At 59.9% G+C, this 11498-nt stretch carries 13 protein-coding genes; 7 read left to right on the top strand and 6 right to left on the bottom strand.

Features of this window, described 5'->3' with window-relative positions:
- The 3 genes from HW561_RS23685 to HW561_RS06930 all read right to left on the bottom strand — a co-directional run.
- On the bottom strand, positions 1-213 hold a 213-nt coding region (locus tag HW561_RS23685; protein ID WP_211198540.1), incomplete at its 3' end, for a hypothetical protein.
- Between the two features lie 86 nt (positions 214-299).
- Entirely contained in the window at positions 300-1553 is a 1254-nt protein-coding gene (gene tyrS, locus HW561_RS06935; RefSeq protein ID WP_176863045.1) for a tyrosine--tRNA ligase, read from the bottom strand.
- A 75-nt stretch (positions 1554-1628) separates the two neighbouring features.
- Positions 1629-2933, bottom strand: a complete 1305-nt coding sequence (locus tag HW561_RS06930) for an MFS transporter (protein WP_176863043.1) — start codon at positions 2931-2933, stop codon at positions 1629-1631.
- A 294-nt stretch (positions 2934-3227) separates the two neighbouring features.
- Here HW561_RS06930 and HW561_RS06925 point away from each other — a divergent pair, with 294 nt between their 5' ends.
- From HW561_RS06925 to HW561_RS06915, 3 genes are all read left to right on the top strand, one after another.
- Positions 3228-4301, top strand: a complete 1074-nt coding sequence (locus HW561_RS06925) for an anhydro-N-acetylmuramic acid kinase (protein WP_235962840.1) — start codon at positions 3228-3230, stop codon at positions 4299-4301.
- Positions 4302-4411: 110 nt separating this feature from the next.
- On the top strand, positions 4412-4711 hold the full coding sequence (locus HW561_RS06920) for a hypothetical protein (protein ID WP_176863039.1): 300 nt from the start codon (positions 4412-4414) through the stop codon (positions 4709-4711).
- 9 nt (positions 4712-4720) lie between these two features.
- The gene (locus HW561_RS06915; RefSeq protein ID WP_176863037.1) at positions 4721-5173 is read left to right on the top strand and encodes a hypothetical protein; all 453 of its coding nucleotides are present in this window, start codon (positions 4721-4723) and stop codon (positions 5171-5173) included.
- A 9-nt stretch (positions 5174-5182) separates the two neighbouring features.
- On the opposite strand, the gene HW561_RS06910 is transcribed toward HW561_RS06915, so the two are convergent.
- Positions 5183-6073, bottom strand: a complete 891-nt coding sequence (locus HW561_RS06910; RefSeq protein ID WP_176863035.1) for a fatty acid desaturase — start codon at positions 6071-6073, stop codon at positions 5183-5185.
- A 3-nt stretch (positions 6074-6076) separates the two neighbouring features.
- Positions 6077-6496: a cupin domain-containing protein gene (locus HW561_RS06905; protein ID WP_176863033.1), complete on the bottom strand. Its 420-nt coding sequence runs from the start codon at positions 6494-6496 to the stop codon at positions 6077-6079.
- A gap of 84 nt (positions 6497-6580) precedes the next feature.
- Between HW561_RS06905 and HW561_RS06900 the strand changes: the two genes are divergently transcribed.
- Positions 6581-7999 (top strand): protein adenylyltransferase SelO, encoded by a 1419-nt coding sequence (locus HW561_RS06900; RefSeq protein WP_176863663.1) that lies wholly within the window; start codon positions 6581-6583, stop codon positions 7997-7999.
- Positions 8000-8018: 19 nt separating this feature from the next.
- On the opposite strand, the gene HW561_RS06895 is transcribed toward HW561_RS06900, so the two are convergent.
- Positions 8019-8990, bottom strand: a complete 972-nt coding sequence (locus tag HW561_RS06895) for a cation transporter (protein ID WP_176863031.1) — start codon at positions 8988-8990, stop codon at positions 8019-8021.
- A 174-nt stretch (positions 8991-9164) separates the two neighbouring features.
- Here HW561_RS06895 and HW561_RS06890 point away from each other — a divergent pair, with 174 nt between their 5' ends.
- The 3 genes from HW561_RS06890 (at position 9165) to HW561_RS06880 (ending at position 11391) form a co-directional block, all read left to right on the top strand.
- Positions 9165-9869 (top strand): endonuclease/exonuclease/phosphatase family protein, encoded by a 705-nt coding sequence (locus HW561_RS06890; RefSeq protein ID WP_176863661.1) that lies wholly within the window; start codon positions 9165-9167, stop codon positions 9867-9869.
- Positions 9870-9955: 86 nt separating this feature from the next.
- Positions 9956-10369: a Fur family transcriptional regulator gene (locus HW561_RS06885; protein ID WP_176863029.1), complete on the top strand. Its 414-nt coding sequence runs from the start codon at positions 9956-9958 to the stop codon at positions 10367-10369.
- A 137-nt stretch (positions 10370-10506) separates the two neighbouring features.
- Positions 10507-11391 carry a DMT family transporter gene (locus HW561_RS06880; RefSeq protein ID WP_176863028.1) on the top strand — a complete coding sequence of 295 codons (885 nt, stop codon included), beginning with the start codon at positions 10507-10509 and terminating at the stop codon, positions 11389-11391.
- Positions 11392-11498 lie beyond the last annotated feature (107 nt).

Raw genomic sequence — 11498 nt, 5'->3', positions numbered from 1 at the left:
GGCGGTGGCGATGGCGGCGGTAATGGCGGCGGTGGCGATGGCGGCGGTAATGGCGGCGGTGGCGATGGCGGCGGTAATGGCGGCGGCGGCGATGGCGGCGGCAAAGGCGGCGACGGTAAAGGTGGCGGCAAGGGTGGCCATGGCGGCGGCAAAGGCGGCGACGGTAAAGGTGGCGGAAAAGGCGGAGGCAAAGATAAGAGATAACTTTGCCATCGCGATGATCCGGATCGGGTCTTAGGAAATGAGAACGGCCACCTGTTAACGGTGGCCGTTTTTCATTTGCATAGTCGTTTTCTTGTTCAGCCCAACTGCACCAGCGCGTGACGCTTTTTACCCGCGCTCAGTTTGATGGGCGAGGATAGGGCGCCGGCGTCGATCATCAGGCCGGCATCGGTCAGTGGTGCGTCGTCGAGTTTGGCGCCGTTCTCGGAAATCAGGCGCTTGGCCTCTTTACCCGATTTGGCCAGACCGGATTTTACGATGATCTGGACGATGGACATGCCTTCGCCCAATTCGTCCACGCTGAGGGTCAGGGTGGGCAAGTCACCGCCCACGCCACCCTTTTCGAACACCTCGCGTGCGGTAGCCTCAGCTGTTGCTGCTGCCGCCGCCCCGTGCAACAGGGTGGTGACCTCATTGGCAAGGCGGATCTTGGCCTCGTTGATCTCGGATCCTGCCAGCGCACCCATGCGGTCGCACTCGTCCACCGGCAGTTCAGTGTACAGCTTCAGGAACCGCCCCACATCCGCGTCGGTGGTGTTGCGCCAGAACTGCCAGAACTCGTAGGGCGAACGCATCTCGGCGTTCAGCCAAACGGCGCCGTCCTGAGATTTGCCCATTTTCTTGCCGTCGCTGGTGGTCAGCAGGGGCGTGGTCAGGCCATAGATCTCGTGGTCCAACACGCGGCGGGTCAGGTCGATACCGTTGACGATATTGCCCCACTGATCGCTGCCGCCCATCTGCAGAACACAGCCATAGCGCCGGTTCAGTTCCAGGAAGTCATAGGCCTGCAGGATCATGTAGTTGAACTCGAGGAACGACAGCGACTGTTCGCGGTCGAGCCGGGATTTCACGGATTCGAAAGCCAGCATCCGGTTGACCGAAAAGTGCCGCCCGATGTCGCGCAGGAAATCCAGGTAATTCAGACCGTCCAGCCATTCTTCATTGTTCAGCATCAGTGCCGCATTTTCGGCGTCGGTGTCATAGTCGATATAGGCCGAGAACACCTTTTTGATGCCTGCAATGTTGGCGTCGATCTGCTCGGGGCCCAGCAGGGGGCGTTCATCCGAGCGGAACGATGGATCGCCCACTTTGGTGGTGCCGCCGCCCATCAGGGTGATCGGTTTGTGACCGGTTTTCTGAAACCAGCGCAGCATCATGATTTGAATCAGGCTGCCCACATGCAACGATTTCGCCGTTGCATCAAAGCCGATATAGGCCGGTTTGCACCCATCAATCAGCGCGTCGTCAAGGCCCTGATAATCGGTGCAGTCGGCGAGAAAGCCGCGCTCGATCATCGTGGCGATGAAATCCGATTTGGGGTGGTAGGTCATATCGTGCCCTTTGGGTTGATGTTGCGGGGCACTGTATAGGCGGCGGTGCGGGCAAGGAAAAGGCACCATTTTACTTCAAACGGATGACTCATGCGCCGGTGCCGCACCTTTGGGATTGGGAGGGGGAAGACGGAAGGCATAGAGCATTGCGATCAGGTTGAGCACGGCCAGAACAAAGATCGGCGTGATCGGGTCATGCAGATGTGCCACTGCGCCGAGGATTGCTGCAAAAACGATGCCGACCAGCCCGGCACAGACATCGCCAAGTGCCACGAGATAAGGGCGTTCCTGTTTCTTGGTCACCTCGATCAAATAGAGGTAGCGGCCATAGATCACGCCATTGCCGCCCAGCGACAGCAGCAGGATCACCGCCGCATATAGCCAGACATTCTGCGCGTAGCCCGTGAAAGTGAAGCCAAGCGCCAAAACGGCTGAAAGTGTCGAGATCAGGCACCCAAGCCACATCACCGGTTTGACCGAGATGCGCCCGCTGAGCCAACCCCAGAGAACCGATCCGATCACGACACCCGCGCTGGCCCCGATCACAAAGTAACTGAGCGAATGCTTGGTCCCCACATGATAGGTCGCGGCATGGATCGTGTAGAACGGCATGGCAAGCTCGACCGAGACAAAGAGCAGCCGCGCGAGCAGAAATTTGCGATACCACGGATAGGCCATGCCGGTTTTGAAGCCGGTCGCCAATTCGGCCAGAGGTTTTGGTTTCTTGGTGGGTTCGGGGGCGGCGGGTTGCTCATCCTCGAACAGGCGCACTCCGGCAAAGCTGAGGCCTGCGGCGAACATCGCGATCACACCGCACCACATCACCACAATATGGCGTTGCATGGGTTTCTCGGACACCAGAAGGTCTTTTGTGGCCCAAACGACGAGGATGGCCAGAACACCCGATACGGTGGCCTGCGCAAAAACCATCCGGTTTCGTTTACCCTCGGGGACTGAGGTGCCGTAGATCTGGCTGGTGCCTAGGCTGGTGACGCCCTGACACAAGCCCATGACAATCGCGGTGATCAGGAAGAGCAGAACGACCATTGTCTGGGACAGGTCGGTCGCGAATAGGGCAAGAATGGCCAGCACGGCTCCGGTCAGAATATTTGGCACATAGACAGCCAGTTTGGCGCGTGTCACCCGGTTGATGAAAGGCGAGACAAAGATTTCGGCGATCAGGCGCGCGCCGGTCACAAAGGGCAGCAAGAGACCGGCGATGATGGTCGGCGCACCCAGGGCCAGATACAGAAATGGCAGGACAAGGCGCGGATTGACCAATTGGCCACCGATGGTCTGCAGCGCACCTGACCAGAAAATCAACTGGTAGTTTCGGTTTTCAACCGTATCGGGTTTCTTTGGTGTTTCCGTGTGATCCATGTGCAGCCCGTTATACGACAGTTTCGTTGACCTGACGTCCCGCAATGCTGGCTCAGATACTGATTTTTCGCAATGGGATAGGGGTAAGGTTGTTGATCCCGCACCGCTGGGGCAAAAAAATCCACTGGTAACGTGCAACGCGCTTGCCTTGCGTTCCGAATAGAAGTCAGTTTGGACAAGCCGCAACCCATGGGTGTCACTCCCACGCACAAAGCGGCGCCAAAAAGTGTTGAGCAGGAGAGATGCGTGGGTCTGACCATCAAGACAAACAAGGCGGTCCGTGCCCTCGGGGCAATGTCTGGCACGTCGCTGGATGGCGTGGATGCTGCGGTGGTTGAGACCGATGGTCACCGGATATTCGGCTTTGGTGAAAGCGGCTATCGCGCCTATTCCGAGGACGAGCGCGCGCAGCTGCGTGCTGCGCTGGGTCAGTGGCACGGCCCGCAGGTAGAAGCGGCCGCGGAACTGATCACGCGCGCCCACGCCGAGGCGCTGTCGGAATTCGAAGCCGTGGATCTGATCGGCTTTCATGGTCAGACGCTGGCGCATGAGCCGCGCGGGCGCGGAACCCTGCAAGTGGGCGATGGCTTTGGGCTGGCGCAAGCGCTGGGCCAGCCGGTGGTTTGGGATTTCCGCAGCGATGATGTGGCCATGGGGGGCGAAGGTGCCCCGTTGGCACCATTCTTCCATTTCGCCTGTGCCAAATGGATCGAGGCCGAGGAACCGCTGTGTTTTTTAAACCTCGGCGGTGTCGGCAACCTGACCTATGTTGATCCGTCCTTTGATAGGCCCGAAGCGCCGGGTGCGCTGTTGGCCTTTGACACCGGTCCGGCAAACGCGCCGGTGGATGATCTGATGCAGGCGCGTCTGGGTCTGCCGATGGATCGCGACGGCGCGGTTGCGCGCGGTGGTACAGTTGAAACCGGCGCGCTGGAGCTGTTTCTGGCTGAGCCTTTCTTTGCCCGCATGCCGCCGAAATCATTGGACCGGAATGACTTTGCCGAGATGATCGGTCTGGTGCAGGAGTTGAGCGATTCCGATGCAGTGGCCACGCTGACCGGCATGTGTGCCGCTGGGGTGGCGCAGGGGATGGAGCACTGCCCGAAACCACCAAGCCGCGTTTTGGTCACGGGCGGTGGCCGGCGCAACCCGGTGTTGATGGAGATGTTGCGCGTCTCGCTGGATTGCCCGGTAGAGCCGGTCGAGACGGTCGGGCTGGATGGAGACATGTTAGAGGCGCAGGCCTTTGCCTATCTCGCCGTGCGGGTGGCGCGGGGGTTGCCGACCTCGTGCCCCGGAACGACCGGTGTGCAGGCGTTGGTCGGTGGTGGGATTGTCAGTGCTGTGTCGATGGATCGCGCCAGCTGACACTTGGTGCGGTCTGTAGAGACGCAAGACAACAGTTCAAAAAACCGCAGTAATGTGCGACGGTTAGGGCAGATGACAGCTTTGACCTGATACATTGAGGTAGGTTTTTGATGGCGACCAAAGCAGAACTTGAAGCCGAGTTGAAAGAACTCCGAACGCGTAATGCGCAGTTGGAAGAAGATGCTGACCAAAACCTGAAACCGGACGCCGAGGCTGAACCAACCGCCCCTCGTAAGACGACCGACGAAATTCGGGCACTTCTGGAAGAGCACGGCATTGACCTCAGCAAGGCGCAAGCCGTGGGGGAAGAGGCGGTCGAAGAATTCGGCAGGCTTCAGAAGGATTATCCGATAACGGCCCTGCTGGTTGCCTTTTCCCTCGGGTATGTCGTTGGTCGCGCGCAAGGATAGGAAACACAGATGAGTAGAGTCAGCAGAAATCTGGTAACGATCTATCGGACCGAACGTCTGATCGCGCGCCGCCGCTTGGCCGTTGTTCAGCAGCAAACCATCATGATGGTTCTGGCGGGTATCGCTGCACTGGCCAGTCTGGTGCTTTTGAATGTCGCCCTGTTTTTCGCCCTGCAAACCGTGATGTCATCCGCATCGGCTGCCGCAATTCTGTCGTTGGGCAACTTGCTTTTAGCTGGTCTGCTCGTGTTGATCGCACGGCGCACAAATGTCGAGGACGAGATCGCGCCGGCCGTTGAAGTGCGCGATATGGCGATTGCCGATATTGAGGAGGAGCTGGAGGATATGGCCACAGAGGCGCGCGAGGTGGTTCAGGCGGTGAAGAGTTTTGGCGCGAACCCGCTGGGGTCCCTTACGGCGTTGTTGATTCCGATCCTGACCGCGGTGTTGAAGAAAAAGTAGCCCATTGTCTCAGCGCTTTAGATTGCGCCCGTAATCCAGGGTGAACTCGGTATATCCATCGGAGGTGGATTTCAGGTGCGTCTGTGTCCAATCGTGGAAGGCGGGCAGGTGGTGGAACGGCACGTTGGGAAAGGCGTGATGTTCAGCGTGATAGGGCATGTTCCAGGCCAGAAAACGGACGATCCGGTTGGTGAAGGTCGTGCGTGAGTTTTCCAGCATGTTGGCAACGGGCGGGCAGAGACCGTGTTCTGCCAGTAGGTAGAGGCGCAGAAAGGGCTGACCGATCAGAATTGGCAACAGCCAGAGCCAGAACAGGGCTGATGAATAGAACAGACTGAGCGTCGCGGCGGCGTAGAGGGCCAAGAGGAGGCGTGCCTCGGTTCGGATGGCGCGATGCTGGCGGGCGGGCAGGTAGGGCGCGTCGATCCGGCCCATGGCGTTGCTCACCAGACCCCGCGCCATGCCGGACCAGTAAGGCCAGCCGCTGAGATAGATAATCAGGCTGCGCCAGCTCTCGGGGCGGGGCTTGCCGTCAAGCTCGGGGTCCTTTTTCGGATGATTGGTCCATTTGTGGTGGGCCAGATGGAAGTAGCGAAACCATGTGAAGGGCAGGGCGATGGGGACCGAGACCAGATGTCCGACCGCGTCGCTGACCCAGCCCGTCCTGAACGGCGTCTTGTGTGTACACTCGTGGCTGAGGGTGAACAGGAACACCAGCAGGACGCCCTGCGGCAGGAGCAGCAGCGGCCAGAAGGGGATATGCGTAATGATACCCGCGCTGGTTGCTGTCAGGGCCGCGAGATAGAGCGCAAGGTGCTTTAGTCCGGCGGCGTCGGAACGGTGTTGCAGACGGTCCTTGGTGTCCGGCGGGATCGAGGCGATGAGGGCGCGGTGATCCATTGCTCAGCCGTGTGGAATGTCGAACCCGGGCGCAGCGAGTTCGAAACCTTCGAATTCGAAGCCCGGCGAGACGGTGCAAGAGACAAGCGTGTACGCTCCGGTGCTGCGGGCGGCTTGCCAGTGGCCTTTGGGAACAATTAACTGCGGCGCGCCAAGGGACAGGTCCGGGGTTAGCGTGTGTTCGGTGGCTGGCCCCTCATCGGTTTCACTGAGCGACAGGATCAGCGGCGCGCCGGAGTGATAGAGCCAGATCTCGGTCGCGTCGACACGGTGCCAGTGGCTGCTCTCGCCTTCGGACAGCAGAAAATAGATGCAGGTGCCGGTGGCACGGCCCGGATTGTCAGCGCGCCAGGTTTCCTTGAACCAGCCGCCTTCGGGGTGTTGTTGCAGCTGTAGGTGGTCGATGATCTCTTGCGCGGTCATGTGGGCCCTCATGTTTCGGGCGATTATGCACGCGACGGCGTAATCCGCTATGGCAATCGTGTGCCGGGGGCATATGTTTGCCGCATGTCCCTGATGATCCCCTTTGACAACTCTTACGCCCGCCTGCCGAACGCGTTCTTTGCGCGGCAAGCGCCGGTTCCCGTGCGCGCACCGCAGATGATCGCATTCAACGAAGATCTCGCCCGGCTTTTGCAGATCACGCCCGGAGATGTTCAGGAAATGGCCGAGGCCTTTGCCGGTAACACCATACCGGAAGGGGCCGAGCCGCTGGCGCAGCTGTATTCGGGGCATCAGTTTGGCCACTACAACCCGCAGCTTGGCGACGGGCGTGCCGTGTTGCTGGGCGAAACCGTAGGCACGGATGGCGTGCGACGGGACATTCAGCTCAAGGGTTCGGGGCCCACGCCGTTCTCGCGCCAAGGGGATGGGCGGGCCTGGCTGGGGCCGGTGCTGCGAGAGTTTGTTGTGTCCGAGGCGATGCATGCGCTGGGCATTCCGACCACGCGCGCGCTGGCGGCGGTTGAGACCGGTGAGAATGTTCTGCGTGAAGGTCCGATGCCCGGTGCGGTTCTGACCCGTGTGGCGCAGAGCCATCTGCGGGTTGGCACGTTTCAGGTTTTTGCCGCGCGCGGGCAGTTGGACAGTTTGCGACGTCTGACGGAGTACGCCATTGCGCGCCACTATCCTGACGCCGACGGGCCGATGGGCCTGTTGCGTGCCGTGCGTGATGGGCAGGCGCGGCTGATCGCGGGGTGGATGAGTGTCGGGTTTATCCATGGGGTGATGAATACCGACAATTGCTCGATCGCCGGTGAGACTATCGATTACGGACCGTGCGCCTTCATGGATGGCTATCATCCCAATACTGTCTTCAGCTCGATTGACCGGATGGGGCGGTATGCCTATTCCAACCAGCCCGAGATTGCCGTGTGGAACGTGGCGCAGCTGGCGACCTCGTTGATCCAGCAGATGGAGGACAAGGAGGCGGCTGTTGAAGAGGCCACCGAGATTGTCCATGCAATGCCCGATCTGCTGCAGGAAAACTGGCTGGCGCGCTTTCGGGCCAAGATTGGCCTGACGACAGAGGAAACGGGTGATCTTGAGATGATCTCGGGCCTGCTGACCCGCATGGCGCAGAATCAGGCGGATTTCACCAACACGTTCCGGGCGCTGGGCGGAGACAGGGCGCGTGATCAGTTCACCGATCCAGAGGCGTTTGATGGCTGGGCCGAAGGTTGGCAGGCGCGTTTGGCGCGTGAGGCAACACCGCAAGAGGTGATGGCGGCGGCCAACCCGGCCTTCATCCCGCGCAACCATCGGGTCGAACAGATGATCGAGGCTGCGGTGCAAGGGGATTATGCGCCGTTCTACCGGCTGAATGCGGTACTGTCACAGCCATACTCGGACTGGCCGGATCAGGTGGACCTGACCCGCCCGCCATCAGAGAGCGAAGTGGTTCACGCAACCTTTTGTGGAACCTGATATAGGACCCAAGGATGGGTTACGGGTTATCCTGATTGGGGTTGATCGCGTCTGGCCAACGTCGCGGGTGTTCGGTGATCATCAGGAACACGTCCGCCTCAGTAAGCGCCGTGCGGGCATCCCGGATCATCCGCAGGTTCAGGGCATCCATCTCAGCCGCTGTGACCGGGCGGCGCGGATCGTAGTAGACGGTGACAAGAAAGGCCCGACCCTGTTTGGTCACCGACATGTCCCGCAGAGCACCCCCATCATCGGAAATCGTAGCACGCAGGGCGCGGCGGGCCGAGGCAAGATGTTCCGGGCTGGCGGAGACACTTGCCAGCTCTCCCAGACCACCCCAGAAATCACGCACATAAGACCCAATGGCCAGAAGACACAGCACCAGGACGATAATCGAATCGCCCACCGGCGCTACCGGTGCCAGCGGACCGTCCCGGAACAGGTAGATCGCCGCCAGTCCAACACCCGCTGCGGCGGTAATCAGGCCATCGAACAAGGCCGCCTTGGCCTCGAGCCGCAGGATCGAGCTGTTTCTTCCAGTGCGGCGCCAGGTAAAATGATGGAACGCCCACAGGAGCACACAGGTCGCTCCGATCAGTGCGAAATAGACGAACATCGGGGCAAAGTTCAGGGGCTCGGGCATTATGCCGTTGAGATAACTGTAAATGTTCTTGATCGCATTGGTGATGGCGAACAGAACCAGACCCAGCAGGGAAAGAGAGCGGAAGGTGGAAAAGATCGCTTCGTCCGCCGCGTATCCGAACGGGCGCAGCTTGTCGGGGCCTGCGTCGAGGCGAAAGCTGATCCGCCGGCCCAGGAAGGCTGATCCAAACCCGATCAACGAGAACAAGCCATCCATCATGATCGCGTTCGAGTTTGACAGCACGCCGGCGACTATGCCCGCCGCCGCCATGAACAGATTGCCCCACATCGCCATGATGAGAGACCGCCCCTCAAGCTGTTTTCTGCGGTTCGGGTTCGGGGTTGTCATCTTGCACTGTCCTGATGAGGTATCAAACAGCCTTACTACTAGCCACTTGCCGGGGTGTGGCCAACACCTGCCTTGCACTAACGGTCCGGAATGATCGTTGATGTGTGAAAGACGGGGTTGCGCCTGCCGCTGGCTGAGGTGATCCTTGATCACACCGTAAACACCCGGGATGACATGACAGATCTTTCGACCCTGCGCCTTGCCAGTTACAACATCCAGAAATGCGTGGGCTTGGATTTCCGTCGTCAGCCGCAGCGCATCTTGCAGGTGCTGGAGGGGATGCAGGCCGATATCGTGGTATTGCAAGAGGCCGACAAGCGCTTGCCCCCTCGGCCAGCGGCATTGCCGCACTTCATGTTGGATGAGGCCGGATGGCAGATCGTCGATCTGGGCGGCGCGGGCAGTCTGGGCTGGCATGGCAATGCGGTGATCTGGCGTGGGGATCGCATCACGGTCAGGAAGACTGGGCATCACGAACTACCGGGGCTGGAGCCCCGGGGCGCGGTGCGGGTGGAATTTGACACGCAGATCGGACCGCTGCGCGTGATGGGAATGCATCTGGGGCTGCTGCCTGCGTCCCGGCGGCGGCAGATCACGCATATCCGGCGCTGTGATGCGGACCTGGATCATATGCCGACCGTCTGGGCCGGCGATTTCAATGAATGGTCGCGCCATCCCGTGCTGGACAATCTGGCGCCCGAGATGCGGTTCCTGCCACCGATGCCCAGCTTTCCCGCTGCGCAGCCTCTGGGGGCGCTGGACCGTATTGCACTGGGGCAGGGGGTCGATGCCACGGCTCACGGAGTGCATGGCGCGCGTCCGGCGCATATCGCATCCGATCACCTGCCGATCTGGGTGGACCTGCAGCGCCTGGGGTGAGGGCCGCATGACACAAGACGAATCCCTGTGGCGCTGGGCGCGCAGACGTAATAAGAAAAAAATCCGGGCAATTCCTGAGAGGCATCATGTCGGACACGATCATCGCACGTTGCGAGGACAAAGGGCTGCGTATGACGGGCCAGAGGCGCACCATCGCACATGTTCTGGAGCAGAGCGACGACCATCCTGATGTCGAGGAGCTGTATGCACGCGCTTCGGCGATGGATTCGGGGATTTCGATCGCCACCGTCTATCGCACGGTCAAACTGTTCGAAGAGGCCGGCATTCTCGAACGTCTGGAATTCGGTGACGGTCGTGCACGGTATGAGGATGCCGAGCGGGATCACCATGACCACCTGATCGATATGCAATCTGGCGAAGTGATCGAGTTCGTTGACCCCGAAATCGAGGCTCTGCAAGAGAAAATCGCGGCAAAGCTTGGATACAAGCTGAAGGGTCATCGGCTGGAACTGTACGGCGTGCCGCTGAAAAAGGACTGACATATCACGAAACGCGATGGATCGTAGCAATACATTTCATCAATTGAAGAGTGATAATGCTTGCCTCAGCGCGGAACATTCGTTTTTGCTGCGACTGAAGGCGACAGTTTTGTGTGCCTGTTCCAACGGAAACACGCATGAACAACATAAACGGCATTTTGCTGGTCGTCGCATCAATGGCGGCCTTTTCGCTTGAGGACATGTTCATCAAGCATCTGTCGATCAGTGTATCGACCGGCCAGGTCATGGTTGTTCTCGGTGTATTTTGCGGGCTCGTTTTCGTTCTCATGTCATTGGCAACGCGCAAACGCATCTTTGATCCCGTGGCCTGGCAAGTATTGCCGATGGCCCGTGCAGGGGCTGAAGCTGTTGGGGCGCTGACATTTGTGACCGCGTTGTCTCTGGTCGAATTATCCACTGTGGCTGCGGTATTTCAGGCGATGCCGCTGGCTGTGACCATGGGGGCTGCGCTGTTTCTGGGCGAACAGGTTGGTTGGCGGCGTTGGAGTGCTATTGGTGTCGGGTTCATAGGGGTTCTGATGATCATCCGCCCCGGGTTGGAGGGGTTCCGCCCCGAGTCGCTGTTTGTTGTGGCCACCGTAGTTGCCATTGCTGCTCGTGATCTGATTACCCGCAGGCTGGATGTTCGCGTGGCTTCGTCCGTTGTTGCGCTGCAGGCCTATGTCGCCGTCGCGCTGGCCGGGGGCGCGTTGATGGTCTTTTCCGCGCAACCTGCGGTGCCACTACAGGCGATGCAGATCGGTCCTTACATGGGCGCGATCGGTTTCGGCGTTCTGGGATATTATGGCATTGTGACAGCCATGCGGGTCGGCGAGGCCTCGGCTCTGACACCGTTCCGGTACACCCGGCTGGTGTTTTCGATCCTGGCCGGGATGCTGATGTTTGGCGAGCGCCCTGATGCGATGACGATGGCCGGGGCCTCGCTGATCATCGGCTCGGGTATGTATACATTCATTCGAGAGCGCCGGCTGGCCCGTGAAATGGCGGCGGTCGCACACTGACGGATCGTCGCAGGTTGGCGCAAACAGGAAACTGTTAGCCCTAAACGCCGAAAAATGTAGGTGTTAGCGATAGCGGTGCTGGTTTACTTTTGGTCGCTTGCTGCTAT

The organism is Ruegeria haliotis (assembly GCF_013377785.1).
GTDB lineage: Bacteria > Pseudomonadota > Alphaproteobacteria > Rhodobacterales > Rhodobacteraceae > Ruegeria > Ruegeria haliotis.
The sequence above is the reverse complement of the archived record's forward strand: the minus strand, read 5'-3'. Positions and strand labels throughout refer to the sequence as shown.